Source organism: Carboxydocella thermautotrophica (assembly GCA_003054495.1).
Lineage (GTDB): Bacteria > Bacillota.
This window is the reverse complement of record CP028514.1, coordinates 1,628,738-1,655,610: the sequence shown is the minus strand read 5'-3', so window position 1 is coordinate 1,655,610 and position 26,873 is coordinate 1,628,738. Positions and strand designations below refer to the sequence as shown.

At 48.5% G+C, this 26,873-nt stretch carries 24 protein-coding genes; all 24 read left to right on the top strand.

The features are described 5' to 3' along the window. The first annotated feature begins 44 nt into the window (after nt 1-44). The 24 genes from CTH_RS08390 to CTH_RS08275 all read left to right on the top strand — a co-directional run bounded on the left by CTH_RS08390 (nt 45) and on the right by CTH_RS08275 (nt 26,860). On the top strand, nt 45-821 hold the full coding sequence (locus CTH_RS08390) for an ATP-binding protein (protein WP_078665806.1): 777 nt from the start codon (nt 45-47) through the stop codon (nt 819-821). Between the two features lie 49 nt (nt 822-870). Beyond that, complete coding sequence (gene cooS / locus CTH_RS08385) at nt 871-2,826, top strand: anaerobic carbon-monoxide dehydrogenase catalytic subunit (protein ID WP_079906174.1); 1,956 nt, start codon at nt 871-873, stop codon at nt 2,824-2,826. Between the two features lie 40 nt (nt 2,827-2,866). Then, on the top strand, nt 2,867-4,999 hold the full coding sequence (acsB, locus tag CTH_RS08380) for an acetyl-CoA decarbonylase/synthase complex subunit alpha/beta (RefSeq protein ID WP_078665808.1): 2,133 nt from the start codon (nt 2,867-2,869) through the stop codon (nt 4,997-4,999). Between the two features lie 80 nt (nt 5,000-5,079). Further along, the gene (gene acsC, locus CTH_RS08375) at nt 5,080-6,420 is read left to right on the top strand and encodes an acetyl-CoA decarbonylase/synthase complex subunit gamma (RefSeq protein WP_078665809.1); all 1,341 of its coding nucleotides are present in this window, start codon (nt 5,080-5,082) and stop codon (nt 6,418-6,420) included. Between the two features lie 15 nt (nt 6,421-6,435). Beyond that, nucleotides 6,436-8,343: an ASKHA domain-containing protein gene (locus CTH_RS08370; protein ID WP_078665810.1), complete on the top strand. Its 1,908-nt coding sequence runs from the start codon at nt 6,436-6,438 to the stop codon at nt 8,341-8,343. Nucleotides 8,344-8,363: 20 nt separating this feature from the next. Continuing rightward, nucleotides 8,364-9,317, top strand: coding sequence for an acetyl-CoA decarbonylase/synthase complex subunit delta (locus CTH_RS08365; RefSeq protein ID WP_078665811.1), 954 nt, complete (start codon nt 8,364-8,366; stop codon nt 9,315-9,317). 41 nt (nt 9,318-9,358) lie between these two features. Continuing rightward, nucleotides 9,359-10,156: a methyltetrahydrofolate cobalamin methyltransferase gene (locus tag CTH_RS08360; protein ID WP_078665812.1), complete on the top strand. Its 798-nt coding sequence runs from the start codon at nt 9,359-9,361 to the stop codon at nt 10,154-10,156. Nucleotides 10,157-10,251: 95 nt separating this feature from the next. Then, nucleotides 10,252-11,529, top strand: coding sequence for an FAD-dependent oxidoreductase (locus CTH_RS08355; protein WP_078665813.1), 1,278 nt, complete (start codon nt 10,252-10,254; stop codon nt 11,527-11,529). Then, nucleotides 11,529-11,930: a hydrogenase iron-sulfur subunit gene (locus CTH_RS08350; protein ID WP_078665814.1), complete on the top strand. Its 402-nt coding sequence runs from the start codon at nt 11,529-11,531 to the stop codon at nt 11,928-11,930. The genes CTH_RS08355 and CTH_RS08350 overlap by 1 nt, the downstream gene beginning before the upstream one ends. Continuing rightward, nucleotides 11,927-12,607 (top strand): methylenetetrahydrofolate reductase C-terminal domain-containing protein, encoded by a 681-nt coding sequence (locus CTH_RS08345; RefSeq protein ID WP_078665815.1) that lies wholly within the window; start codon nt 11,927-11,929, stop codon nt 12,605-12,607. The genes CTH_RS08350 and CTH_RS08345 overlap by 4 nt, the downstream gene beginning before the upstream one ends. Next, nucleotides 12,591-13,508, top strand: coding sequence for a methylenetetrahydrofolate reductase (locus tag CTH_RS08340; protein WP_078665816.1), 918 nt, complete (start codon nt 12,591-12,593; stop codon nt 13,506-13,508). The genes CTH_RS08345 and CTH_RS08340 overlap by 17 nt, the downstream gene beginning before the upstream one ends. Nucleotides 13,509-13,529: 21 nt before the next feature. Beyond that, a complete protein-coding gene (locus tag CTH_RS08335; RefSeq protein WP_107753528.1) occupies nt 13,530-14,567 on the top strand; it encodes an FAD-dependent oxidoreductase in 1,038 nt (345 codons plus the stop codon). 99 nt (nt 14,568-14,666) lie between these two features. Then, complete coding sequence (locus CTH_RS08330; RefSeq protein WP_078665818.1) at nt 14,667-15,047, top strand: hypothetical protein; 381 nt, start codon at nt 14,667-14,669, stop codon at nt 15,045-15,047. A gap of 104 nt (nt 15,048-15,151) precedes the next feature. Then, on the top strand, nt 15,152-16,210 hold the full coding sequence (locus CTH_RS08325; RefSeq protein WP_107753526.1) for an HD-GYP domain-containing protein: 1,059 nt from the start codon (nt 15,152-15,154) through the stop codon (nt 16,208-16,210). A gap of 11 nt (nt 16,211-16,221) precedes the next feature. Then, entirely contained in the window at nt 16,222-16,968 is a 747-nt protein-coding gene (locus tag CTH_RS08320) for a DnaD domain protein (RefSeq protein WP_078665820.1), read from the top strand. Nucleotides 16,969-16,980: 12 nt separating this feature from the next. Beyond that, the gene (locus CTH_RS08315) at nt 16,981-17,787 is read left to right on the top strand and encodes an ATP-binding protein (protein ID WP_078665821.1); all 807 of its coding nucleotides are present in this window, start codon (nt 16,981-16,983) and stop codon (nt 17,785-17,787) included. Between the two features lie 32 nt (nt 17,788-17,819). Beyond that, nucleotides 17,820-19,220 (top strand): phosphoglucomutase/phosphomannomutase family protein, encoded by a 1,401-nt coding sequence (locus CTH_RS08310; protein ID WP_242952060.1) that lies wholly within the window; start codon nt 17,820-17,822, stop codon nt 19,218-19,220. A gap of 76 nt (nt 19,221-19,296) precedes the next feature. Beyond that, nucleotides 19,297-20,031, top strand: a complete 735-nt coding sequence (locus CTH_RS08305; RefSeq protein ID WP_107753524.1) for a cell wall hydrolase — start codon at nt 19,297-19,299, stop codon at nt 20,029-20,031. A 54-nt stretch (nt 20,032-20,085) separates the two neighbouring features. Beyond that, nucleotides 20,086-21,192, top strand: a complete 1,107-nt coding sequence (locus tag CTH_RS08300) for a DUF362 domain-containing protein (RefSeq protein ID WP_078665822.1) — start codon at nt 20,086-20,088, stop codon at nt 21,190-21,192. A 108-nt stretch (nt 21,193-21,300) separates the two neighbouring features. Continuing rightward, on the top strand, nt 21,301-22,935 hold the full coding sequence (locus tag CTH_RS08295; protein WP_159071892.1) for a bifunctional diguanylate cyclase/phosphohydrolase: 1,635 nt from the start codon (nt 21,301-21,303) through the stop codon (nt 22,933-22,935). Between the two features lie 80 nt (nt 22,936-23,015). Continuing rightward, entirely contained in the window at nt 23,016-23,840 is an 825-nt protein-coding gene (gene speE / locus CTH_RS08290; protein ID WP_107753522.1) for a polyamine aminopropyltransferase, read from the top strand. Between the two features lie 23 nt (nt 23,841-23,863). Beyond that, nucleotides 23,864-25,792 carry a transglycosylase domain-containing protein gene (locus CTH_RS08285; RefSeq protein ID WP_079907392.1) on the top strand — a complete coding sequence of 643 codons (1,929 nt, stop codon included), beginning with the start codon at nt 23,864-23,866 and terminating at the stop codon, nt 25,790-25,792. Nucleotides 25,793-25,813: 21 nt separating this feature from the next. Next, nucleotides 25,814-26,227 (top strand): hypothetical protein, encoded by a 414-nt coding sequence (locus tag CTH_RS08280; RefSeq protein WP_079907393.1) that lies wholly within the window; start codon nt 25,814-25,816, stop codon nt 26,225-26,227. A 21-nt stretch (nt 26,228-26,248) separates the two neighbouring features. Further along, nucleotides 26,249-26,860, top strand: a complete 612-nt coding sequence (locus tag CTH_RS08275; protein ID WP_078665827.1) for a GNAT family N-acetyltransferase — start codon at nt 26,249-26,251, stop codon at nt 26,858-26,860. Nucleotides 26,861-26,873: the final 13 nt, after the last annotated feature.

The following is a 26,873-nucleotide window of genomic DNA, read 5'->3' as shown; positions in this document are numbered from 1 at the left end:
TAAGTTAATATTATTAGAAATTTTCTGAAATAGGGGGTGATGGAATGAAGCTGGCCATCTCAGGAAAAGGCGGAGTAGGTAAAACGACGATTGCATCAACGCTGGTAAGGATTTTTGCTGAAGATCATCCCCGGGTTTTTGCCATTGATGCTGACCCTGATGCCTGTTTGGCTCAGGGGGTTGGCATTGAGCGCCAGGTTGCTCAGGAACACCGGCCGGTCATCGAACTGAAGGAAATCATCGATGCCAAGAACGCCGGCGGGGGCGCTTTTTTCACCTTGAATCCAGATGTGGATGAGATTCTGGAGGAGTATTGCCTGAAAAAGGACAATATTAACTTTTTGCGGATGGGGGGCTTGAAAAAAGGCGGTGAAGCCTGTTATTGTAAAGAAAACAGTTTTCTTAATTCTGTTGTTAATTCCCTGTTGCTGGACAGAAATGATGTGGTTATCCTGGATATGGGGGCCGGTATAGAACATTTATCCCGGGGCACAGCCCGTGGAGTGGATGCCATGCTGGTAGTGGTAGAACCTTCCCTGAACAGTGTCGGCACTGCTCTGCAGGTGAAGAAAATGTCCGAAGATCTGGGAATTAACCGGGTTTATTTTATCGGTAATAAAGTCAGAACTGAGAAGGAAAAAGAGTTTTTAAGCAGTAAACTGCCTCAGGATTTATTGTTAGGTATTATTCCCTATGATGACGAGGCTGTGGACACTGCGATGGAAGACGGGGTTGCCATCAGCCCGCAAGGGATTATCTATAAAACTTTAAAAGAGATTAAGAAAAGGCTGGAGGAGGAGGTAGGGAACAGGGATATTTAATTAGCATGGTTTTAACCTGTAACAAACGATTAAGGAGGTTTGGAAGGGAATGAGCGAACAAAAAAAGTCCATTGACCCCGGTGTGTTGCAGATGCTGAGCCGGGCTAGTGAATTGAACATTTTTACCGCTTTTGATCGGGCCAAAGCCCAGTCGCCTCAGTGTGGTTTCGGCAGTAATGGTATTTGTTGCCGGATTTGTATCCAGGGCCCGTGTCGGATTATGCCCAAAAAACAGGGTGGCAACAAGGGTATTTGTGGAGCTACTGACTATACTATTGTGGCTCGTAACCTGGTACGCGCAGTAGCGGGTGGTGCATCTGCTCACTCCGATCATGGTCGGCATATTGCAATGGCATTACTGCATGTTGCTGAAGGCAAGACCAAGGACTATGAAATTAAGGATATCAACAAACTGAAGAAAATCGCCGCAAGAATCGGTATCGAAACCGAAGGGAAAACCCCTGAGCAACTGGCCAAGGAAGTGGCTCTGGCAGCTCTGGAAGATTATCAGCGACTCAGCGGTTTCGGTGAGGCCACCTGGGTTAAAACAACTGTTACCGAAGGCCGGGTCAAGAAACTGCGGGAAACTAAGACCATGCCTGCAGGTATCAATAGTGCTATCGTAGAACTGTTAAGCCAGACTCACATGGGTATGGATGCTGATCCTGTATCCATTATCTTTGGTGGTCTGAAAGCTGCTATGGGTGACTATACCGGCATGCATATCAGTACTGATCTGTCTGACGTGATTTTCGGCACTCCTGTCCCCACTGTCACTGAAGCTAACCTGGGGGTAATCAAGGAAAACAAAGTCAATATCGCTGTTCACGGTCACAACCCCCTCTTGAGTGAACTGATTGTCCGGGCTGCCAAGGAAATGGAAGCTGAAGCCAAAGCTGCCGGGGCTGAAGGCATCAACTGTGTAGGTATCTGCTGTACCGGTAACGAGGTTCTGATGCGCCAGGGTGTGCCCATTGCTACTAGCTTTGGCTCTCAGGAACTGGCCATTATGACCGGGGCCTTAGATGCCATGGTAGTAGATGTTCAGTGTATTATGCCCGGCTTGCAGGCGGTCTGTGAATGCTTCCATACCAAATTGATTACTACTTCCGATATCGCCAAGATTCCTGGTGCCTATCATGTTTATTTCAATGAAGAAGATGCCATGGAAAATGCCCGCAAGGTTATCCGTCTGGCCATTGAAAACTACAAAGAAAGAGATGGTCAAAAGGTCTATATCCCGCAAATCAAGAACAAGGTTGTCGGTGGCTGGAGTCTGGAGGCATTACTGGAGATTTTCGCTGCCATCAATCCCGAGCGTCCGATCAGTGTCTTAACTGATGCCATTTTGAATGGTGAAATCAAGGGTGTGGCGCTTTTCGCCGGTTGTAACAACCTGAAAGGTGTGCAGGATGAAAAACACATTGGCGTGATTAAGAAAATGGTAGCCAATGATGTGTTCGTAGTGGCAACAGGCTGTTCAGCGCAAGCTTTTGCTAAACATGGCCTGCTGAACGGTGAGGCGGTTGAGGAATTTGCCGGTCCTGGCCTGAAGGCTTTCCTGAATCGCTTGAATGAAGCCAATGCCGGTAAGATCAGCGAAAAGCTTCCTTTGGTTTTCCATATGGGTTCCTGTGTTGATAATAGCCGGGCCAGCGACTTGTTGATGCTGATGGCGGATGAACTGGGGGTAGATACACCAAGAGTTCCCTGGGTGGCATCTGCGCCTGAGGCTATGAGTGAGAAGGCCATTGCCATTGGTAGCTGGTGTGTAACTCTGGGCATGCCTGTTCATGTCGGTACCCTGGTTCCTGTGGAAGGCTCCAAACTGGTCTATGGAGTGGTCACCAATATCGCTGAAGATGTCTTTGGTGGCTACCTGATTCTGGAACAGGATTATGAAAAGGCTGCTGAAAAGATGCTGAACAAACTGGAAGAACGGGCATGGCGTCTGCGCATCCGCAAAAAGGCTTTGGCCCAGGCTGCTGAACTGGCTGGTAAGTAACATCTCAACAGCCCATATTGGAAGGTAAGGAGGAGGAAAGATGTCACAGACTTTGTTTAAAGATGCATATGAGGGAGCGATAATCGCTCTTGGCTATGCGAAAATTTTGCTGGACAAAGCTCTGCAGGAGTATGGTCCGGAAGCGCCTATCGCCTATCCGGATACGGCCTATAAATTGCCGGTTATGCTCTCCCTGAGCGGGGAAGAAGTGACCAAACTGGGTGATCTGCCGCCCATTCTGAGCCGGGTGGAAAACCAGTACCTGAGAGAGGCTCTTACTTTTGAAAATGCCAAACTGGCCGGAGAAGCCACCCTCTATGCTGCCGAAGTAATTGAGGCTATTAAGTATGTTAACGGCAATGATCCCTATGCGGGTGACTATTTCACCGGTTTCCTCAATGACCGGATTTTGCGGAAATTCGGTGTACCTCTGGTTGACTTTACTATTCCCGGGGTTGCAGTTATTGTCGGTAAGGCCCGCAGTACAGAAGAGCTGGCTGCAATGATCAAGGACCTGCAATCCAAAGGCATGATGTTGATGCTGTGCAATGAAGTGATCGAACAGTGTATTGAGGCCGGCATCAAACTGGGTACCGATTATATTGCTTTCCCGCTGGGGGATTTCACTCAGGTTATTCATGCTGTTAACTTCGCCTTGCGCGCTGGTCTGGCTTTCGGGGGTATCAAACCTGGCCGCCGGGAAGAAATGCTGGACTACCAGGCTCGCCGGGTTCGTGCTTTCGTCCTCTTCCTGGGCGAACTGGATCAGGTGCGGATTGCTGCCGGTTTTGGTGCCATTGACCTCGGTTTCCCCTGCATCACCGACCAGGATCTGGAGGAAGAGCTGCCTGACTGGTTTGTGACTGAAAAGGATTACAAGAAAATGGTCCAGGTGGCCATGGAACTGCGGGGCATCAAGCTCAAAATCGTGGATATTCCCGTACCGGTCACCATCGGTCCTGCCTTCGAAGGGGAATCCATCCGTAAGAAAGATATGTATGTGGAATTCGGCGGTGGCCGTAAGCCTGGCTTCGAACTGGTGCGGATGATGCCACTGGATGATGTGGAAGACCATAAGATCGAACTGATTGGACCTGATGTGGATCAGATGGAAGAAGGCAAGGCCTATCCTATCGGAATTATTGTCGATGTAGCTGGCCGCAAGATGCAGGAAGACTTCGAGCCAGTGCTGGAAAGACGGATCCATTACTTCATCAACTATGGTGAAGGTCTCTGGCACGTGGCCCAGCGGGATCTGTGCTGGTTGCGGATCAGCAAGGGCGCTTATGAGAAAGGCTTCCGTATGAAGCATTTCGGGGAAATCCTCTATGCCAAGTTTAAGTCCGAGTTTCCGGCCATCGTCGACCGGGTGCAGGTAACCATTATCACTGATGAGGAAAAAGTTGTGGAAATGCGGGAAGTGGCCCGGGAGAAATATGCCAAGCGGGATGCTCGCTTGCGGGAGCTGACCGACGAAGGTGTAGATACCTTCTACAGCTGTACTCTGTGTCAGTCCTTTGCTCCTACCCACGTTTGCGTGGTTGCTCCCGAACGGGTTGGTCTCTGTGGTGCGGTTAGCTGGCTGGATGCCAAGGCTGCCTATGAGATTAACCCCCATGGTGCTAACCAGCCCATTCCCAAGGGTGAGTGTGAAGACCCGATTAAAGGTCGCTGGAAGTCTTTCGATGAGTTTATTTTCAACAACTCCCAGCGCACAATTGAGCATGTTAACTTCTATACCATTATGGAATACCCCATGACTTCCTGTGGTTGCTTTGAAGCCATTCTGGCCATTGTGCCTGAGTTGAATGGTATCATGGTGGTTAACCGGGAGCATGCCGGGGAAACTCCTTGTGGTATGACCTTCTCCACCCTGGCAGGTACCTGCGGTGGTGGCGCTCAGTTGCCTGGTTTCATGGGGATTGGTAAGTCCTATATGCTTTCCAAGAAATTCATTCCTGCAGATGGCGGATTGGCCCGGATTGTTTGGATGCCCAAAGAATTGAAGGAACAGATGAGAGAGCAGCTGGCTGAAAGGGCTGAAGAACTGGGGCTGGGCCGAGACTTTGTTGACAAGATCGCTGACGAAACAGTGGGTACCACCCCGGATGAAATCCTGCCCTTCCTGGAAGAAAAAGGCCATCCGGCCCTGACCATGGATCCGCTGTTCTAAGTCAAAGATTGTTTGGGGTCGGGAGGGGGATAGACCTCTCCTGACTCCATTAAAATAAAGATTGGAAAGGGGTTTAGAGAATGGCATTAACCGGTCTGGAGATTTACAAACAGTTGCCTAAAAAGAATTGTAAAGAATGTGGGCAACCGACATGTTTGGCCTTTGCTATGCAGCTGGCCGCTGGTAAAGCTTCCCTGGAAGCATGTCCCTATGTAAGTGATGCTGCTAAAGAATTCCTGGGTGCAGCTTCTGCTCCTCCTATCGCTCTGGTTAAAATCGGAACCGGGGAAAAGGAACTGTCCATTGGTAATGAAACTGTCCTGTTCCGTCATGATAAGCGGTTCGAACATCCCACTGGCATTGCTATTGAAGTCTACGATGACATGAGTGCTGAAGAAATTGCAGCGAAAGTGGATGCTATCAACAAGCTGGTCTTTGACCGGGTTGGTCAGATTCACGAAGTGGATCTGGTGGCTGTAGTGAACCGCTCTGGTGATGCCGGCAAATTCGTAGAAGCTGTTAAAGCCGTTCAGGGCGCAACCAAGTATCCGCTGATTCTGATTTCTTCTGACGTTAATGCTATGGGCCAGGCCCTGGAAGTAGCTGCAGCTGGCAAGCCCCTGGTTTATGCTGCTACTGCTGAAAACTATGAAGCGATGACTGAACTGGCCAAGAAATATCAAGTGCCGTTGGCTGTAAAAGGCAGTAACCTGAATGAACTGGCTGAACTGGTAGAAAAGGTAACTGCTCTTGGATGGAAAGAACTGGTCATTGACTCCGGCGCCAGGGAAGTAGCTCAGGCTCTTGGTGATCTGACCCAGATCCGCCGTAAGGCCCTGAAAGAAAAGTTCCGTCCTTTTGGCTATCCGGCGATTGCCTTTGCCAGCAATCCTGAGAACCCCTTGCAGGAAGCCATCGATGCGGGAGTATATATTGCAAAATATGCCGGTATTGTGGTTATCAGCAGTGCCGATCCGGCTGTGGTATTACCGCTGATCACTCTGCGGCTGAACATTTACACTGACCCGCAGAAGCCGATTGCGGTAGAAGCTAAAATCTATGAAATTGGCAATCCTGGTCCGGATGCTCCTGTCTTCATCACCACTAACTTCTCGCTTACTTATTTCTGCGTAGCCGGTGATGTGGAAGCTTCCCGGGTACCTGCTTATGTAATACCCATTGATACAGATGGGATCTCCGTGTTGACAGCCTGGGCGGCAGGCAAATACTCACCTGAAAAGATTGCCGAAGATCTGAAAAACCTGGGCATTAAGGACAAGATCAACCATAACAAGATTATCATTCCTGGGCACGTTGCCGTTCTCTCCGGTAAGCTGGCGGAATTGTCCGGATTTGAAGTTATCGTCGGTCCGCGGGAATCCTCCGGTATACCTTCTTTCTTGAAACAGCGCTGGAATTAGGAGATGAAATAAAACATGGACCTGCATCGTGTCTACTTTCTGCCTGACGGCGTTGAAGTACAAGTCGAAGCGGGCACTACCATCTGGAAAGCCGCTCAGAAGGCAGGCCTGGCCATTAAAAGCACCTGTGGCGGTCAGGGGACCTGTGGTCGTTGTGCGGTGATTGTCCAGTCCGGTAAAGTGGAACGGGGGGCAACAGCCAATCTCTCACCACAGAAACTGAATGAGGGTTGGGTATTAGCCTGCCAGGCTAAAGTTCAAGATAACATAGTTGTTGAAATTCCTCTGGAAAGCCGTCTGGCAGAACATCAGGTGTTGACATCTGATGAAAAAAGGGCTGGTACCCTGACCGAGCAGGAAATAGATGAAAAAAGATGGTCTGGACCTGGGCTGATTTGGCGGCAAACGGTTAAGCTTTCACCTCCAAGCTTGACAGACAATACAGATGACTGGAGCCGCCTGCTGACAGTACTGCGCAAGCAGACTGAAAATAGCAACATCCAGATCCGTTTGTCAGCCCTGGCTCAATTAGCCCAGGCATTACGGGAGGGGAATTGGGAGGTAACGGTGACTCTGGCTTTAGGAGCCGGGGTAACGGAAGTGGTTGACATATCTCCGGGACAGAATAATTCTCCTCTGTACGGAATTGCCGTTGACATTGGTACTACCACGGTAGTAGTACAGCTAATCAACCTCATCACCGGCGAGAGGTTAGATGTTAGAGGAACGTATAATCGTCAGGCCAAGTTCGGCGATGATGTAATCAGTCGAATTGTGCATGCGGTTGAAGTCAACGGCGGACTGGAGGAGCTAAAAGAAGCAGTTCGGTCAACGATTAATGAACTGGTACAGGGATTGTGCCGGAAAAACGGCATAAGCCCTACGGAAATCAAAGCGGTCGTATGTGCTGGCAACACTACCATGACCCATTTATTGCTGGGCATTGACCCCAATTATATCAGATTGGAACCCTATATCCCCACCATCAATTTTGTACCGCCTATCCGAGCCAAGGAGCTGGATTTACTGGTTGATCCGGAAGCCTGGGTTCATGCATTGCCCAGTATAGCCAGTTATGTCGGTGGCGATATAACTTCCGGTGTGCTGTACACAGGCATGGCTGAACAACAGGAATTAACCCTCCTGATTGATATCGGTACCAATGGCGAAATGGTGCTGGGAAATGAGGACTGGCTGATTGCCTGTTCCTGTTCCGCAGGTCCGGCTTTTGAGGGAGGCGGTATCAAGTTTGGTATGCGGGCAATGTACGGAGCAATCGAGCGGGTCGAAATCGGTAGTGACGGGAAGGTAAAATTGAAGACCATCGGCAATGGCAAGCCCGTGGGTATTTGCGGCTCAGGATTGATTGACTGCATTGCCCGCCTGCGGGATGCCGGAATTATTGACCGGACTGGCAAGTTTGCCAATCTAAAACATCCGCGGGTAAGACAGGGAGAAGAAGGACCGGAATTTGTTTTAGCATGGGCAGAGGATAGTGGGATAGAACAAGATATAACCATTTCGGAAGCAGATATAAAGAACCTCATTCGTTCTAAAGGAGCGATTTTTGCCGGTATTCGGGTAATGCTGGGAATGGTAGATCTGCCATTAGAAGCGGTAGATCGAATTCTGATCGCTGGTGGCTTTGGTAACTATCTCAACATAAAAGATGCGGTTACCATCGGCCTCCTGCCGGATTTACCGGAAGAAAAGTACAGGTTCATCGGCAATAGCTCCTTGAAAGGAGCCTGCCTGGCCCTTACTTCCCAGGCGGCTCGAGCCAAAGTCGACGAGATTGCGGCTAAGATGACTTATCTGGAATTAAGTGTGGGTAATACTTTTATGGATGAATTCGTTTCGGCGCTATTTTTGCCACACACTGATTTGTCTTTATTCCCTTCTATTGAGCAGAAACATAAATAAATCCGAAAGGAGCGGGTGAAATGGCTGTTACCATCCTGAAAGAACGCTGGACTTCCAAAGTCGCGGAAGTCACTATCGGCGAAGGGCCTAAAGCAGTTAAAGTTGGTGGAGACTCCACCTTACCCTATCTGACTTTTGAAGGGCAAGTTCCTAATGCTCCGGTAGTTGCACTGGAAGTATCTGATGTCTATCCGGAAGATTGGCCGGAAATCCTGAAGAACGCCTGGGGAGATGTACTGTCTGATCCCGTGGCCTGGGCGAAAAAGGCCGTTGAATTTGGTGCTGATGCGGTGGCATTGCGCCTGGATAGCGCGCATCCTGACAAAGGCAATGCCAGCGCTGAAGATGTAGCCAGAACTGCCAAGGCGGTTGCAGATGCTATCGATGTACCCCTGATTGTCCTGGGCTGTGGGGTTGAAGAAAAGGACGCAGAAATTTTCCCCACTGTGGGGGAAGTGCTGCAAGGCAAAAACTGCCTGATTGGCTGCGCCACTCAGGAAAACTACAATTCCATCGTAGCTACTGCCCTGGTTAATGGTCATTCTGTAATTGCTTCATCTCCGCTGGACATTAACCTGGCCAAGCAGCTGAACATTCTGATTACAGAAATGAATCTGCCTTCTGACCGGATTGTTATAGACCCATTGATCGGTGCTCTGGGCTATGGTATTGAATATGCTTACTCCATTATGGAACGGGCCCGTTTGGGTGCTCTGACCGGTGACAAGATGCTGGCCATGCCCATCATCTGCTTTGTTGGTCAGGAATCCTGGAAGGCCAAGGAAGCCAAGGATGAAGGTTCTCCTGAAGGTTATGATTGGGGCGGACAATATACCCGGGCTATCCTGTGGGAAGTTATGACCGCTACCACACTGCTTCAGGCAGGGGGGCATCTCTTCCTCATGCGGCATCCTGATTCCCTGAAACAGTTTAAGGACCATGTTGCTGCTATCAGCAAGGGTGCACAATACTAAAAGAAAGGCCTTGGGCCGGGAGAAAAAGGGAGGTTTACTGAATGTTTGAAATTATCGGTGAAAGAATTAATGGTTTGTTCAAGGATATTCGGCAGGCTGTTGCTGAACGGGACCCCAAACCCATTGAAATGTGGGCCATCAAGCAGTACGAAGGGGGCGCCCACTGGCTGGATATCAACACCGGACCCATTGCCAGTCAGGAAGAACAGGCAGAAATCATGGCCTGGATGGTAAAAACTGCCCAGAGTGTGGTTGATTTGCCGGTTGCTATCGACTCTACTTCCGTACTGGCTATTGAGGCTGGCTTAAAGGCTGCCAAAGGCAAAGCCATGATCAACTCAACCACCGCTGAACAGGCGAAAATGGATGCCCTGTTCCCGCTGGCCAAGCAGTTTGAAGCAGCTATTATCTGTTTGGCCATGAATGAAAAAGGTGTACCCAAGGATGCTGAGTCCCGAATCGCTCTTGCCGGAGAACTGGTGGTCAATGCTGATGCTTATGGCATTCCTATGACTGACCTCTATATAGACCCCCTCATTCTGCCGGTGAATGTGGCTCAGGACCATGTGCCGGAAGTGCTGGAAACCTTGCGTCAAATCAAGATGCTCGCCAGTCCCGCACCGCGGACTACTATAGGCCTGTCCAATGTGTCCCAGAAGAGCCCCAACCGGCCCTTGATTAACCGTACTTTCCTGGTCATGGCCATGGCTGCCGGCCTGGATTCCGCCATCATGGATGCCAATGATAATGACCTGGTGGATGCAGCAGCTACTGCCAGCATTCTGTTGAACCAGACCATTTACTGTGATTCTTACCTGAAAATATTCCGCCAGCGCTAAGAGGCGGGTGGTTGATGAGAGCTTCCCATCCCCGGGAAGCTCTCTACCTCTATGGTTCAACTTGAGGTTAGAAGGAATTGAGGTGTGTCGGAGGGATGAGGGAAAAGATTGCGGTTAATCAGGATGTGGTAATCATTGGCGGGGGCATTTCCGGCATGGAAACTGCTGCTGCGCTTAGACGCCTTGGCCACCGGGTATTTTTAGTGGAAAAAAGCGATCAGCTGGGAGGGGTTTTTGCCGAACTGGCTTCACTGGTAGAAACCAGGGAAAAACCAGCTGAAATTGTTGAAAAATTAAAAAAACAATTACTTGATGATAGTGATGTGACTGTTTTCCTGCAGAGCCAGGTAGTTGACTGTTTTGGTGTAGCAGGAAACTTCCGGGTACTGATTTCCGGGCCGCAGGGTCAGCAGGCCATTAATGCCGGGGCTGTTGTAATTGCCATTGGCCTCCAGACGGTACTCTGCCCGGCCAAATATGGTGGTTTGGGAATGAATGACCGGGTTTTAGGGCTGCTGGGCCTGGAAAAGGCCATAAAACAGACAGAGGTCAATGGGCAGACATATGTTTTCATCCTGGGCAAAACTACGGAAAATTTCTATATGCCCTATATTTCCACCTTGAAAAATGCCCTTCTTTTGCGGGAGACCTATCACAAAGATGTGCATGTATTTACCAAAAACATGAAGGTGGCCCAGGAAGGACTGGAAGAGTTATTTGGCCGGGCCAGGGCAGCGGGAGTAAATTTTTACCGTTATGAAAAGGATGTGCAAATTATTAAGCAGGGGGATAAGATCGAGGTAGCCTATCAGGATCCCTTCCTGCAGACTACAGGGAATAGCTTCAAGGTGGCGGCTGACTGGCTGATTATTCCGGAAGAGATTGTGCCCAACGAGGATGCCAGGGTTTTAGGACAGATTTTCCGTATTAGGCTGGATGCCTATGATTTCCGGGGTGAAGATAATGTTCATATTGGTCCACAGTTCACTTCCCGGGAAGGTATATATGTAGTTGGAAATACCCATGCTCCCAGCACTTACCAGGCGATTTTGATGGATGCGGCTCTGGTTGCGGGGGAAATTCAGCAAAAGCTGCCTGCTGCTGAAGTGGAAGTAATAGCAAACTATCCCAGAGTAGAGGCGGCAAAGTGTGTTGTTTGCCTAACCTGTTATCGCTGTTGCCCGCATGGTGCCATTGAAATTAAACATGATTATGCCAGCTATAACAACCTGTATGGTTCGGTGGCTTATATGAATCCTATTGCCTGCAGAAGGTGTGGAATCTGTGCGGCTGAATGTCCAGGTAAGGCCATTACCATGCCAGGCTATGAGGACCAGGAAATTCTGGGACAGTTAAAGGAGGCGGTAAACTGATGGCCAGGATAATTGCATTTTGCTGTGAAAATTCCGGTTGGCTGGCCTATCAGTCGGCCCGACCCAATTTGTCCTCCCAACTGAAGGTCAAAGCTATCAAACTACCCTGTTCAGGGAGGCTGGATGTGCTTTACCTCTATAAGAGCCTGGCAGCAGCTGATGGGGTAATGGTGCTGGCCTGCCAGAAAGAGAACTGCAAGTTCCTTCGGGGTAATAACCGGGCAGAACAGCGCTGGCAGGGAGTGGCCAAGATGCTGGCCTCTATGGGCGTAAATGCGGAAAGAATGGCTTTTGTCAATCTGGCAGCTAATATGGGCCCTCAACTTGCGGAAGAAATACTGGCTTTTGCTCAACGTTTGGCAGCCTTAGGGGATAAGCCGGGGAAGGTGGTAAATAAATGATAGTAGCTGATCGTAAACCATTGGAAGAGATCTTACAGTCTGTCTCCAATTATAAAAAGATTTTATTACTGGGTTGCCGGGGCTGTGTGACTGTCTGCCTGGCCGGTGGTGAAAAGGAAGTAGGTATACTGGCAGAACAGCTACGCCTGGCCCGGCAGGAAAACGGGCAACCTTTAGAAGTTTTAGAGGCTACGGTAGAAAGACAATGTGATTATGAATTTATAGACCAGGTCAGGGAAATGGTACCGGAAGTTGAGGCTATCCTTTCCACTGCCTGTGGTGTAGGGGTGCAGGGGGTTGCAGAACGATTCCCGGCGGTAAGGGTGCATCCGGCCCTGAATACCAAGTTTATGGGCATTAACCTCAAAGTAGGGGAATGGGCGGAAAGATGTCTGGGTTGTGGCAATTGCGTACTCAGCATTACCGGAGGAGTTTGTCCTATCGCCCGTTGTTCCAAAAACCTGCTCAATGGTCCCTGTGGCGGTTCACAAAACGGTAAATGCGAAATCTCCAAAGATATTGATTGTGGCTGGCAGCTTATCCATGACCGTTTACAGCGCCTGGGTCTGGTGGAGCGCTTGCTGGAAATTCAGCCACCGAAAGACTGGACTACAGCCCGGGACGGAGGGCCGAGAAAACTGGTAAGGGAGGAACTGTACCTTGAAAGCGGGGAGTAAACTGGAACAACTGTTACGCAGGGGCGAGTTTGTGGTTTCCGGTGAGATTGGGCCACCGAAAAGCTGTGATGCCAATGTAATCAAAAAACACGGAGAGCACTTACGCAATGCCGCTGATGCTTTCAATTTAACAGATAACCAGACGGCGATCGTACGGATGTCTTCTATAGCTGCCGGCAAAATCCTGGTTGATATGGGAATTGAGCCCATTATCCAGATGACCTGCCGGGATCGGAACCGCATCGGATTGCAGTCAGACGCCCTGGGGGCGGCAGCTCTAGGGATAAAGAATATTCTTTGTCTGTCCGGTGACCATCAGCGTTTTGGTAATCACCCCATGGCCAAGAACGTCTGGGATCTGGATTCCATTCAGCTTTTACAGACTCTGGATGGAATGCGTAAAGGCTATTTCCAGTGCGGGGAACAGATGAAAAGCGAGCCTCCCAAGTTCTTCCTTGGCTGTGCAGCTAACCCCTTTGCTGACCCCTTTGAATTTCGGGTAACCCGTCTGGAGAAAAAAATCAATGCCGGTGCCGATTTTGTCCAAACCCAGTGTATTCTGGATATGGAACGGTTTGAGCGCTGGATGGAGCTGGTACGCGAACGGGGATTACATGAAAGGGCCTATATTCTGGCCGGCGTAATGCCGATTAAGTCTGCCAAGGCGGCCAGATATATGCAGAAAAATGTGGCAGGGATGATGGTTTCGGAGGAAATCTGTCAGCGCCTGGAAAAGGCGGAGGATGTAAAGGAAGAAGCTGTTAATCTGGTGGTTGAGCAGATTAAGTATTTACGCAATATGAAGGGAATTGCCGGGGTACACATTATGGCGGTCGCCTGGGAAGAGATTATTCCGACCATTGTGGAGAGGGCAGGACTTTTGCCGCGCCCGACTATTTAGAGCCGGCAAGGAGGGAGTAAAGTGAGTAACAATAACTTGCTGGTGATAGGAAGCGGTATTGCCGGTCTGACAGCTGCCCAGGCGGCAGCTAAAAATGGTTTTACCGTTCATCTGGTAGAAAAGGATGGGGTCCTGGGCGGTAAGGCGGCCACCTATGCCTGCAAAGCGACAAACAACTGTGCTAAATGTTCTGCCTGTCTGGTCTTGCAGGTCAGAGCAGCAGTGGAGGCTGAAGAAGGAATTAAGGTCTATCTGCATAGCCGTGTCAGCCGCTGCGGGGGGCAACCTGGCAACTACCAGGTGCAACTCAAGACTCCGGCCGGGGAAGTGGAAATCCAGGTAGCCGGAATTATCGTAGCAGCCGGATTCTCTCCTCTGGCTCCCGAAAAGCGGGGTGAGCTGGGCTTAGGCTGGCAGCGGGGTGTGATTTCCGCTCTGGAGCTGGAACAGGCTCTGGCCAGGGAAGGGAAGTTTGTCAAAGCCTATCCCGGAGTGCAGAAAATCGGGTTTGTTCAATGCGTAGGCAGCAGGGATCTGGCTTTAGGCAATGAATATTGTTCTCAGGTTTGCTGCATGTATGCTCTGCGTTTGGCCCGCAAGATCAAGCATGAGCTTCCAGATTCTGAGATCGCAGTTTTTTACATGGATATTCAAACTTTTGGCCGCAGTTTTGACAAGTACTTGAAGGAAATTGAGGAAGTAGCTCAGATTAAACTGGTCCGGGGCATTCCTGCTAAAGTATTTTCCTTCCCTTATGAAAAGGTGACAGTACGTTATACTGATTCCCTGTCCGGAAGAGTAGAAAGCGAGCAATTTGATTTGCTTGTATTATCTACTGCTATTACTCCTGAAAATGAGCTGACTGAACTGGCCCAAACCCTGGGGATTGAACAGAACCGGTTTGGTTTTCTGGCCAATCTGGAGCCAGGAAATTACCAGAGCTCGAAAAAAGGGATTTATGTCTGTGGCACCTGTCAGGGACCGAAAAGTATCAGTGACAGCATTGCACAGGCCAGGGCGGTTGTAGGGCAGTTGCTAACTGACCTGGCTGCAAGATAAAGGGTGAGGGTCCCTTGCTTTTTCCAGGGTAATCTTTTATAATATAGCTAAACAAAGGGGGTTGCTGTACCTAACTTGGGCGAATAAGGAGGAAACAACATGCGGATTATTTTCAGCAAGAGTGGCGAACATTTGCCGTATATTCTGGCCAGTGCCGTCTGGCATTACTTGCAGCACTCCGATAAAATTCTTAATTCCACTCATGATCAGGAAGAAATCGCAAAAATTCTGGCTGAGCAGAAAATAATCAAAGAAGTTATAAATCCAGCCGTGAAAAACCCGGTGGAAGGGGAACGGTTTGCGGTTGAATGTGAAGATGCTGCTCTGATCAATCTGCTGGTGCGCATTTTACAATACTATCTGGATGAAACCAAAGATATCCTAAAAACCATAGAAGATCCGGAAATCACCAAACGGTGCCTGTTAGATGTGGAAATTATTGAAAAAGAACTGATTACAGCCATCAAGATTGCTGGTTAGACGAAGCCTGTGTGCTTCGTCTTTTAATTTGCGGGAAAAGTGGCAGGAATTTATTCAAGTGGTGACGAATTAGTTTTAGTAGGTTGGAGAGGGGGAGCGTAGCGATGGAAAAAATTGCAGTCAGAGACTTGCAGCCTGGAATGATCATGGCTGAAAGCATACTAGGAGACAATGGTATGATTCTGGTAGCTGAAGGTACGGTATTAACTGAAAGTTTGATTAATCGGCTTCAGAATATGGCGCTCTCCCAGGTGGCTATTTGCTCCCCGGGCACATTGATCACAGAAGCAGGAGAAGTCCTGGTTGATAAAGTTTTACAGATGGCACAAGGGGTGCTGGATAAATATATACCGGTACGACTTTATCAAGAGCGGGAAAATATAGAAGGGATCTATCAAAATGCGCGCTATTACCTGGAAAAAGTCATCAAGAATGAAAAAGTCAGTAAGTTTTATCTTGATTTAAGAGCCATCGATGATTTTACTTTACAGCATTCCATCAATGTGGCGGTTTTTTCCGCCCTGGTAGGGGTAGGGATGCATCTGACCCCTGAAATGATGGAAGAAATGGTTACAGCGGCCTTGCTTCATGATATTGGGCGCACCAGGATGGAGCCGGAACTGTTACAACAAGATCTGGAAAATCCCTTACATGCAAATCCAGTCTGTGCAGAGCATACCAATATTGGCTATAAAATTCTTAGAGAAGAAGGGTTTTCGCCAGCGATTGCCAGGGTGGCTTTGTACCATCATGAACGCTGGGATGGCAGCGGTTATCCTCAGCATCTAAAAGGAGAAAAAATTGACTTATTTTCTCGAATTATAATGGTTGCCGATGTTTTTGATACCTATACCGGTCCTTTAGGGGGTAAGATGCGTTGTTTACCCCATGAAGCTATTGAATTTTTGTACGGTGGCGGAAATCTTTATTTTGATGCCCGGGCAGTAAAGGCTTTTATCCAGTTTATTCCGGTATATCCTCTGGGGACGGTAGTGCAGTTGAGCAGTGGGGAAATTGGAATTGTGGTTAATGTAGAGAAGAATGTGGCCACTCGCCCCATTATTAAGGTTTGTTATGACAAAAACAAACAAAAGCTGGCGGCCAGCTATCAACTTGATTTAGGTCTGGAAAAAACCACATTTATAACGAAAGTTTTATGGTAGGGTGAGGGTAAATGGACATCAATATTACCGCCAGTTTTGCAGCGGAGTTGACTGGCAATGGCAACATCAGTATTCCTGCCCTTTTATTGAAAGGCTTAGGACCACTGGATATAACTCCCGAGCAATTTCTGGTAATTACTTTGCTGCTTTATTTTCGACAGCAGCAAAATTTTTTTCCGACATCCCAGGAGCTGTCTGAGCTTTCGGGGCTATCGGAGACTACCGTTCAGCAGACGCTGGCCACGTTGATCGAAAAAAAGTTGCTGAGCATTAAACCCAAATTTATTGTTGCCAGGCAGGCACTGGAAGAAGAATATTCTCTAGAGCCGCTTTATCAGGCCCTGGTTAGTATTTGGGCCATTGAAAGAAAACAGGAACTGGCAGCGATTAAGCAAAAACTGCTGGAGGATCAGAAACAGGATCTGGTAGCCTTAGGACGTTTATTTGAACAGGAATTTGGTAGACCCCTTTCGGCCATGGAAATGGATCAGATTGCCAATTGGGTAATAACCGAGGGCTACGAACAGGATCTGGTGGTAGAGGCATTAAAACGCGGGATTTTACGCGGGGTTCGCAACCTGAAATATATTGATAAAATCCTGCTTGACTGGCGCAATCGCGGCCTGGATAGCCTGGCTAAAGTCAAGGCGTTTGAAGAACAAATCGCCAGACAAAAACTGGGAGGTAAAGAACGTATCCGCAAAGAAAAACCGGTTGAACCGGCTCCAGATAGCAAATATGAACAGGTCTGGACCTAAGGAGGGACGGGAATGGAACCTGTGGGCTCGATTTTGCAGAAAAGGATAAGGGAACTGGGTGCCTATATTAATAAAAACAAGCAACCGAAAGAAATAAAGTATAAATGTGAACTCTGTCAGGATAGGGGCATCATTTTACTGGATGATTCAACTGGAAAGGTCTGTGATTGTACTGGTTTCCAGAAAGAACGTCAGGACCACCTGTTTCGCTTTTTAGCGGAAGCGGACTGGGAAAATTTTGACCTGAGTTTTTATCGCAGTGATAAGATTGAGCCTGGTAGCAAACTGGCCTATCGCCAGCTGGCTGAACAGGCTCTTAGTAGTGCCCGCGATTTTGTTAACCAGGTTGTCCAGGGATGCGCTGGCGATGGCCTGGTGATATATGGTCCCGTGGGAAGTGGCAAAACTCTGCTGGCAGCCTGTATTGCCAGGGACTTAATCAGGCACGGCAAAAATGTAGTATTTCTAATTGTGCCGGAGCTGCTGGATGATATTAAAGCCACTTTCTATGATGATGAGAACGGGGAAAGCAAAATCATGATTCAGGCCAAGCAAGCTGAGATTCTCATTTTGGATGACCTGGGGGCCCATAACTATTCCGAATGGGTACGGAATAAACTATATTCTATTATTAATTACCGCCTTCTCAATCATTTACCGACAGTGGTTACTACCAATTTTACTTTGCCGGAACTGGATAAATATATCGGTGAAAGGACTACTTCCCGGCTAGTGCAAATGTGTAAGGGTGTCAAGCTGGCGGTGGATCTTGATATCAGGTATCAAATCAGGCGCATAAAGGAGAGGAAAAAGAGATAAATTAGGAGAGGAATTGTTTGGGAGGGATGTAAATGAGCATTCGTTTTGGGACTGATGGCTGGCGGGCTATTATGGCTGCTGATTTTACTTTTGCCAATGTGGCCATTGTCGCCCAGGGTATTGCTGACTATCTGCTGGAAACGGAAAAAGCACAGAAAGGGATAGTATTAGGCCATGATACCCGTTTCCTGGCGGAACAGTTTGCTGATCAGGTGCAGGCGGTGTTAACGGCTAATGGCATTCCTGTCTACCGGTTGCAGGGGCCCACTCCGACACCGGTTACAGCTTATGCCATTCGGGCTTTGAATACTGCCGGAGCAATTATGTTGACTGCCAGCCATAACCCGCCCCAGTATAACGGGATTAAATTTATTCCGGAATATGCGGGGCCAGCCAGTCCGGAGATTACCGCTCAACTGGAAGAAAAAATTGGCAAGGTAATAGCCGGTGGTGTAAATCATCAGCTGCCAAAACCGGAACTGGTGCATTCCGTTGATATCTGGGACAAATACTGGGAACATATAGATACAATCATTGATTTTAACCAGATTTGCCGGATTAAAGGGAAGATCGTCCTTGACCCCATGTTTGGGGCAGCGGCGGGTAAAGTGGCTGCAAAATTGCAAAGCTGTGGGTTAGAAGTAATAGAAATCAACGGTTACAGGGATGCCTTTTTTGGAGGAGGTTTACCGGAACCGGTAGCTTCTAGACTGCAAACTCTAACTCAGACAGTAGTTCAGGCAAAGGCGGTAGTGGGCCTGGCCAATGATGGTGATGCAGACCGTTTCGGAGTGATCGGATCTAATGGTGAATATCTGGCCCCCAATCAGATCTTGAGTATTATCAGCCAGTATCTACTGGAAAATGGGCAAAAAGAGGGGGGGCTGGTCCGTACTGTAGCGACCACCCATTTGCTGGATGAAATTGCGGGCAGGTATGAACGGAAGGCTACTGAAACCCCTGTTGGATTTAAATATCTGGCCCAGGAGATGTTACGGCGTCCTGTGGTATTAGCCGGGGAAGAAAGCGGTGGCCTCAGTATCGGTGGTCATATCCCGGAGAAGGATGGGATATTGGCCAATCTGCTGATCTTACAAATAATAGGGGCCACTGGACAAAAGCCGGAGGAGGCCTGGCAACTCTTGCAGGAACAATATGGTTATTATGCTTTTCGACGCCTGGACTTACATATTGAAAATGATAGGAAAAACCAGTTAATGCAAAAACTGCGGAATGAACCGCCTCTGGTTTTCGGGCAGAGACAGGTACTGCAGCAATCTTTACTGGAAGGGGTAAAGCTCTATTTAGATGATGGTTCCTGGGTTTTATTCCGGCCATCCGGAACAGAACCGGTCTTGCGGATTTATATAGAAGCCCGTTCGGAACAGGCGTACTACGATTTAATAGCGGCTGGAGAAGCGGCAGTAAAATAAAATGTATAAAAACTCTGGTTTTTGGTTAGACTTAACTCCTGTAGACTAAAAAAGTTTACAGGAGGTTTTTTTGTCGATGAGTAAGGGAAAAAAATATCGATTATGTTGCCTGGTGCTGATTGGATTGCTTATGCTTGCTCCCCTGGCCCGGGCAGCGGAGGTCGATTTTCGTCAGGGCAGACTGGTGCCGATTGTTTCCAGGAGCATTGTCTTAAGCCGAAATGTACCCGCTATTCATCGGGTGCGTCCGGGAGAATACCTGTTGCGGATTGCGCGTCAGTATAATGTTTCAGTTCAGGATTTGATCAGAGCAAATGGTTTAAAAAGCAAAATTATTTACCCGGGACAAAAATTAATTATACCAAGGGGTAGCAAAATGATGGCCCGTGCATCTGGCAGAATGGCAGCCGGGGTTTATTACTACAAAGGCAGGATAATCAGGATCAGTGAAAGTGAAATGGATCTGCTGGCCCGGCTGGTGCATGCTGAGGCCAGAGGAGAGTCTTTCCAGGGAAAAGTGGCAGTAGCTGCTGTTGTCTTAAACCGGGTAATAAATGACCAGTTTCCTGATACCGTGAAAGAAGTTATTCTGCAAAAAACCCGGGGAACCTACCAGTTTAGTCCGGTCCAGGATGGGGCTATCAATTTGCCGGCTGACAGGGAATCTTATGAGGCAGTACGGGAAGCGCTTGCCGGTTATGACCCTACGGAAGGATCGTTGTATTTCTATAATCCTCAGATTGCCACAGATACCTGGATCAAAACTTTGCCTACATCTACGATGATTGGCAATCATGTTTTTGCCCGTTAGAGCTTGGCTCTAACGGTCTTTTCATGTAGAATATACATGAAGGAGGTTGGTTACATGGCAGCAAAGGTTTACTATACGTCAATGCGTACCAAACGGGGAGAGAGTTTGTTAGCCAAACTGGTACGTCTGTACAAAAGAGCCGGTTTTGAGGAAATCATCAGTCCTGGAGATCTGGTGGCCATCAAAGTCCATTTCGGCGAAAAAGGCAATACAGCGTACATAAGACCGCAATTTATCCGGCAGGTAGTAGAACAGGTTAAACTGGCCGGAGGGAAACCGTTTTTGACAGATGCCAATACCCTCTACCGGGGTAGCCGGGCCAATGCTGTTGACCATTTGATTACTGCTATTGAAAACGGCTTTGATTATGCCGTAGTGGGCGCACCTCTGATTATTGCTGATGGTTTGACCGGACACGACTATATTAAGGTGCCAGTTAACCTCAAACACTTTCAGGAAGTAAAAATCGGCGCTGCGGCGGTACATGCCGATGCCTTTATTGCTGTCAGCCATTTTAAGGGACATGAGGCTACCGGTTTTGGCGGCACTATAAAAAATATCGGAATGGGTCTGGGGAGCAGAAGTGGCAAGCAGAATATGCATTCTGACCTGTTGCCCCGGGTTAATCGGGAGAAATGCATTAAATGCGGGCGATGTATCAAGTGGTGTCCAGCTGATGCTATCGCCTTTGCCGGGGAGGAGGGGACTGCTCTTATCAGTGAAACCAGGTGTATTGGCTGTGGTGAGTGTGTAACCGTTTGTCCGGTTCAGGCTATTGCTATTAACTGGAAGACAGAAGCGGATATGTTGCAGGAAAAAATGGTGGAATACACCTACGGAGTACTAAAGGATAAAGTTGGTAAATGCGGGTTTATCAGTTTTGTTACCAGCGTTTCTCCTGATTGTGATTGCTGTGGCTGGTCCGATGCTCCACTGGTAGCCGATCTGGGCATTCTGGCCTCTAAAGACCCGGTAGCTCTGGATCAAGCCTGTGTCGATCTGGTTAACCAGGCTCCTGTCAACCGGATTTCTGTTCTGGGGGATAAACAGGTAGAGGATAAATTCCGCGCTCTCTATCCCAAAGTGGACTGGTCAGTACAACTAAGGTATGGCGAAGAAATTGGCCTTGGCACAAGGCAGTATGAATTAATTGAAGTTTAAAAGAAAGAGGCATTCTTCCTGAATTAAAGAAGAATGCCTCTTTTTATTGTATTTTTTGGAGGAAATTTAGTTATTGTGTCGAAAAATACATTCCGGGAGGGAAAAATTGTGGCACATGAAAACTTTGGCAAGACATTAATCGAGTTTAAGGTCGGAGTATTTTTATTCGCTTTTTTGTCTTATGTAGCTTTTATAGGCTCCAGTTCAATTTCATGGAACCTGATTCTGGCTATGTTATTAGTTATATCCTATAATTTCCTCATTTATTTTACATGGAATCATAATCTTCTGCAACGGAGCCGTTATCTAATTATCTTTGGTGAAATTGTGCTGTTTGGCTACTTGATGTTGTCTTCACAGGGTAATGCCTATTTCCAGCCTCTGTTTTACCTGGTGATTACCACCTATGCCATTCGGTTTGGGGCCAGATTCGGGTTGCTAACCGCCTTAACCGGCTGGCTGGCGGTAATTGTGACGGGAATCAGCCAGGAAGGGGATTTGCCTTTATTACTAAGCAAACCGGAAACGGGGATTTTGCAGGGCTCAATCTGGGCACTTATTGGCTGGTTTGTCGGTAAAATAATGGAAAGCCGTCATAAACTGCAGGAAAGCTATCAAAAACTGACTACCATTATGAAAATTGACCATATTACCGGGGTATATAGTTATCGGTATATTCAGCAGTTTCTCGCCGAGGAGATATTAAAAGCCAGACAAAAGCATGAGCAGTTATCGATAATTCGGATTAGTATTGATGGTTTCCAGCCGATAGTTGATGGCTATGGTCAGGAGGTAACCCAGCAGATTTTAAAGACTGTGGGGGAACTGATCCAGGAAAATATTCGAGGTAAAGATAAGGTAGGGCGATATGGGGAAGATGAGTTTATCGTTTTATTGCCCGGTTCCGATAGTTTCGATGCCCTGGATGTGGGGGAAAAAATTCGCATTGCCGTACGAAACCACTCTTACCCCTTTGAAGACGAGAAGCTCAGGATAACAGTCTCCCTGGGGATTGCCACTTTTCCAAAAGACGCTGAGGATATGGACAATTTATTATACAGGGCCAACCAGACCCTGTTTCGGGCCCGCCATTTACGGCGCGACCGGGTGTGCCTTTCATCTATCACCATTGATGAGGTACAGAATAAAATCAAAAAGGCTGGTACCGCTCTGGCCGAAAATATCCCTACCCTAGTTGCTCTCATTGATGCCAAGGATGTCAACACCTGTGGCCATTCGGAGCGGGTAACCAAATATGCGGTGGCTATGGCCAGAAAACTGGGCTTTACTGAAAAAGAACTGGAGAGACTGCAGTATGGAGCCCTGCTCCACGATATCGGCAAAATCAATGTGGAAGAACATATCCTGGATAAACCGGGAAGTTTGAATGAAGATGAAATTTACTCCATCCGTAATCATCCGGCCTTTGGAGCCAATTTTCTGGCTTCCATTGACTATTTGCAGATGGTAACACCGCTGGTTTTATATCACCATGAGCGCTGGGATGGCTCCGGTTATCCGGAAGGGCTGAAGGGTGAAGAAATACCGCTGGGGGCAAGGATTATAGCTATTGCTGATTCCTATGATGCCATGGTATCGGAACGTCCCTATAAAAAGCCCTTACAACCGGCAGCAGCCTGGGATGAAATCAAAAATTGTGCTGGTACCTGTTTTGATCCGGCTCTGGTTGAAGTATTCTGCCAGGTGGTGGATCGGGAAACCGGTCAGATCAAGCCCGCTTAACCGGCGGGCTCTAAACTTGCTCTTTTTGCCTTCTGTGATATAATTAAATGTGGCAAATAATTACTTAAGGAGGACTGGGAATGGAGCTGTGGCTGAGAGAGCAACATACAGAGGGCTATAGCGTGAGTTGGAAAATAAAGGAAATATTTTATCAAAAACAAACTCCCTATCAACATCTGGCAATTGTTGAATTTTATGATTTAGGGAGAGCATTGGTTCTGGACGGGATTGTTCAGACCACTGAAAAAGATGAATGTATTTATCATGAAATGATTGCCCATGTGCCCATGTTCAGTTTGCGGCAGGTGGAAACGGTACTGGTCATCGGTGGCGGTGATGGCGGTACAGTCCGCGAAGTGCTGAAACACACCGGGGTTAAAAAGGTGGTACTGGCTGAAATTGATGAAGATGTAATCAATGCCTGTCGGCAGTATTTGCCGGTAACGGCTGCCTGCCTGAGCGATCCCCGGGTTGAACTGGCCATTGGGGATGGGATTAAATATGTCGAGCAGCAGCAAGCTGCCTTTGATTTGATTATCGTTGATTCTTCCGACCCCATTGGACCTGCTGAACCACTGTTTGGCAGCAAGTTCTATCAGCTGGTCAAACGGGCTTTAAAGCCTGGAGGAGCAGTAGTAGCCCAGACGGAGTCGCCCCTCTTTTATCCACAGGCGTTTCAGAGAGCGGTGCAGGCTATGCGGGAGAATTTCACCTATGTTAAACCTTATTTAACAGCTATTCCTAGCTATGTGGGAGGATTCTGGACTTTTACTATGGCCAGTGATTCGGAACTGAAACCAAGCTGGCCTGAAACCCTGCCCTTTAGTAACCGTTATTATACACCGGAAGTTCATCAGGCTGCCTTTGCCTTACCGCCCTTTGTAGCGGAAATTGTGAATAAATAATAGTGATAAGGAGGGATAACCGGATGACCAGAAGCAAATGGCGTTTAGCGGTCATGGTTATCCTTTTTCTTTTTCTGCTCTCTGGTTGTAAACCCTTAAATCAATGGTTGCCCCGTTTGCCACAGCCCCAGCTGCCGGCGGCTACTCTGATTACTGATCACAAGGGCAGAGTGATCGGACAAATTTATGAACAAAAACGTTATCCGGTTAAACTGAAAGACATATCCCCTTATGTGCTGCAAGCAGTAATAGCGGCTGAAGACCGGGATTTTTATCTGCATCAGGGGCTGGATCCAGCTGGTATAATCCGGGCTATCTGGCATAATTTGAGGGCTGGCCGGATAGTGGAGGGGGGCAGTACCATCTCCCAGCAAACGGTAAAAAACCTGTTTTTGAGCCAGGAAAGAACATGGAAGCGCAAGCTGCTGGAGGCCTGGTGGGTTATTCAGCTGGAACAGCAATATACCAAAGATGAGATCCTGGAGCTATATCTCAATAGCGTTTATTTTGGCGAAGGAGCCTATGGTATAGAAGCTGCAGCTCAAACCTACTTTGGCAAAAGGGCCAAAGATTTGAACCTGGCTGAAAGCGCCTTGCTGGCCGCTACTTTGAAAGCACCTTCGCGCGTAAATCCCTGGGCTAACCTGGAAGCGACCAAAAAGCGGCAGCGCTATGTTCTGCAGCAAATGGTGGAAATGAAAGTCATCACTCCTGAACAGGCCCGTCAGGCCGAGGAACAACCATTGCAAATCCGAAAAAAGCAAAGGGCTGTTTCCAGCCTGGCTCCTTACTTTCTGGACCTGGTCAAGCAACAGGCGGAAAAGCAGGTTGACCAGGAAACCTTGCTGGCAGGGGGACTGAAAATCGAGACGACTCTGGATGCAGAGATTCAGCAGGTGGTTAATGACAGGGTACAAACATATTTGCAGAAATATCCCGGACTGCAGGTAGCGGTGATAGTGCTGGAGAATGATAGCGGGGCTGTTCGGGCCCTGACCGGTGGCCGGGACTGGTGGCAGAGCTCATATAATCGGGTCTTGGCCCGCCGGCAGCCTGGCTCAGCTTTTAAACCTTTTCTCTATGCTCTGGCGCTGGAGCAAGGGATGCAGGCCAATAGCCTCTATAAATGTGAACCGGTTAATTTCCAGGGTTATCAGCCCCAGGATTATGGCAGGCCCGGTTATCATGGCCGGGAGCTGACTATGGCGGAAGCTGTCTGGGTCTCCGATAATATCATTCCTGTTAAAATTCTGGCCCAGTATGGCCCGGAGCAACTGGTTAAAGAAGCAAAAAAATTTGGTTTTACTTCACCCCTACCGCCGGTGTTATCCCTGGCCCTGGGCAGTGGTGAGGTGACTCCGTGGGAAATGGCGGCGGCTTATCGGGTTTTCCCTGGTAAAGGGCAATATATAGAACCCTGGTATATTTCCAGGATAGTTACCGGTACTGGTACTAATCTCTGGCAGGGACAGCCCAGGCGCTGGCAGGCGCTTGGACCTGAACTTGCTTTTCAACTGTTGGACATGATGCGCGGGGTTACAGGACCACAGGGCACAGCGGCCCGCATTAGCCAGATAATACGGAATCAGGCGGTTGCTGGCAAAACCGGGACCACCCAGGAGAACCGTGATGCCTGGTTTGCAGGCTTTAATAGTAAATATACCGTTGTAGTTTGGCTGGGATATGATCTCAAAGGAAAAGGGGTAGGGACTGGAGGAAAAATGGCCGCACCGCTCTGGGCTGAAATTGTCAATTCCCCTGCCTTGCGAGGGGAGATGGAATTTAACGTTCCTGGTAATATAGTTAAGGAAAAAGTTTGTCTGGATTCAGGGCAAAAGGCAGGACCAGCCTGTGAACGCACTGCCGAGCTGGCTTTTGAGCAGGGTAAAGAGCCCCAGGAGTACTGTGCCCTGCACTGGTTTGTTCCCTTTATCAATCTGCCTGGATTTTAGGAGAGATAGGGGAGAAGGAAGATGGCTGAAAAAATCTGGCACTGGCTTTGTGAACATGACAGGATTTACGCCGGTGACCCTGTTTGGATTAAACCTTTACAGCAATTGAGCCGGGAGGAAAGGCGCAAAGTCTATGGAGCGCAGGGACGAGCCGTGGCAGAGTTAATCTTGAAAACCCTGAAGGAGGATACGGCTCTAGCAGCAGAATGGGAAAAGGCTGTAATCGAGAGCGTACTGGCCAAAGGCGGTGACCGGGATTTCCTGGATAGCCAGGTCATGGCTGTCCTGGGCCCACTCAAACTCAATCATTATATCACCAGAGAAGCTGAAGCCCGGGGGATTTTGTTAAAAACAGGAGCCAGCCAGGGAGGTTGCATGCTGGCAATCGTGATCATGACATTGGTGGTGGCGGTCATTGCCTGGCTGACTCGTTAGAAAAAAGAGGAGGTAAGAAGGATGCGGAGAGTACAGACAGATAAGGGAGAAGTGGCAGTAGGAGGGCCGCTAACGGAAGATGTGCTGGCATGTTTGCAGTTTGATCCGGGCTTAACTGCCTTTCGGCGGCCTCATGAACAGCACCGGGCTTTGCAGCAAATAGCGGCCATGCCGGAAGGCAGGGTATATGGATGTATTGCCGACGAAACACTGGTAGGCTATGTAACCTTTCATCCTGCTGAAGAGGAGGGGCGCTGGGGTAAAGGGGAATTTGCCGGCTTTATCCTGGAACTGGGGGCTATTGAAATTTCACCGGAGTGGCGGGGTTTTGGGCTGGCTGGCTTACTGTTGCAGGAAACTTTCTGTGATGATTTCTGGGAAGATTATATCGTGATTTCCCAGCATTTGCACTGGCACTGGGACTTAAAAGGCACAGGGCTGGATTTATGGGGCTACAAGAAGATGTTGAGTCATGTGATGGAGAAAGGGGGATTCCAGCTCCGAAATACCGATGAGCCGGAAATAGCCAGCCATCCTGCCAATATGCTCCGGGTACGGATCGGCAAACGAGTACCGGCGGAGAGAGTCATCCAGTTCGAAGGCAGCCTCTATCAGAATCTTTGGATGTTATAAAGACAGGGAGGGA

Bases quoted from the DNA above. Each gene is read 5' to 3' on its own strand.
- CTH_RS08390 (WP_078665806.1), top strand. From the start codon at position 45: ATGAAGCTGGCCATCTCAGGAAAAGGCGGAGTAGGTAAAACGACGATT.
- cooS (WP_079906174.1), top strand. From the start codon at position 871: ATGAGCGAACAAAAAAAGTCCATTGACCCCGGTGTGTTGCAGATGCTG.
- acsB (WP_078665808.1), top strand. From the start codon at position 2,867: ATGTCACAGACTTTGTTTAAAGATGCATATGAGGGAGCGATAATCGCT.
- acsC (WP_078665809.1), top strand. From the start codon at position 5,080: ATGGCATTAACCGGTCTGGAGATTTACAAACAGTTGCCTAAAAAGAAT.
- CTH_RS08370 (WP_078665810.1), top strand. From the start codon at position 6,436: ATGGACCTGCATCGTGTCTACTTTCTGCCTGACGGCGTTGAAGTACAA.
- CTH_RS08365 (WP_078665811.1), top strand. From the start codon at position 8,364: ATGGCTGTTACCATCCTGAAAGAACGCTGGACTTCCAAAGTCGCGGAA.
- CTH_RS08360 (WP_078665812.1), top strand. From the start codon at position 9,359: ATGTTTGAAATTATCGGTGAAAGAATTAATGGTTTGTTCAAGGATATT.
- CTH_RS08355 (WP_078665813.1), top strand. From the start codon at position 10,252: ATGAGGGAAAAGATTGCGGTTAATCAGGATGTGGTAATCATTGGCGGG.
- CTH_RS08350 (WP_078665814.1), top strand. From the start codon at position 11,529: ATGGCCAGGATAATTGCATTTTGCTGTGAAAATTCCGGTTGGCTGGCC.
- CTH_RS08345 (WP_078665815.1), top strand. From the start codon at position 11,927: ATGATAGTAGCTGATCGTAAACCATTGGAAGAGATCTTACAGTCTGTC.
- CTH_RS08330 (WP_078665818.1), top strand. From the start codon at position 14,667: ATGCGGATTATTTTCAGCAAGAGTGGCGAACATTTGCCGTATATTCTG.
- CTH_RS08325 (WP_107753526.1), top strand. From the start codon at position 15,152: ATGGAAAAAATTGCAGTCAGAGACTTGCAGCCTGGAATGATCATGGCT.
- CTH_RS08320 (WP_078665820.1), top strand. From the start codon at position 16,222: ATGGACATCAATATTACCGCCAGTTTTGCAGCGGAGTTGACTGGCAAT.
- CTH_RS08315 (WP_078665821.1), top strand. From the start codon at position 16,981: ATGGAACCTGTGGGCTCGATTTTGCAGAAAAGGATAAGGGAACTGGGT.
- CTH_RS08310 (WP_242952060.1), top strand. From the start codon at position 17,820: ATGAGCATTCGTTTTGGGACTGATGGCTGGCGGGCTATTATGGCTGCT.
- CTH_RS08305 (WP_107753524.1), top strand. From the start codon at position 19,297: ATGAGTAAGGGAAAAAAATATCGATTATGTTGCCTGGTGCTGATTGGA.
- CTH_RS08300 (WP_078665822.1), top strand. From the start codon at position 20,086: ATGGCAGCAAAGGTTTACTATACGTCAATGCGTACCAAACGGGGAGAG.
- speE (WP_107753522.1), top strand. From the start codon at position 23,016: ATGGAGCTGTGGCTGAGAGAGCAACATACAGAGGGCTATAGCGTGAGT.
- CTH_RS08285 (WP_079907392.1), top strand. From the start codon at position 23,864: ATGACCAGAAGCAAATGGCGTTTAGCGGTCATGGTTATCCTTTTTCTT.
- CTH_RS08280 (WP_079907393.1), top strand. From the start codon at position 25,814: ATGGCTGAAAAAATCTGGCACTGGCTTTGTGAACATGACAGGATTTAC.
- CTH_RS08275 (WP_078665827.1), top strand. From the start codon at position 26,249: ATGCGGAGAGTACAGACAGATAAGGGAGAAGTGGCAGTAGGAGGGCCG.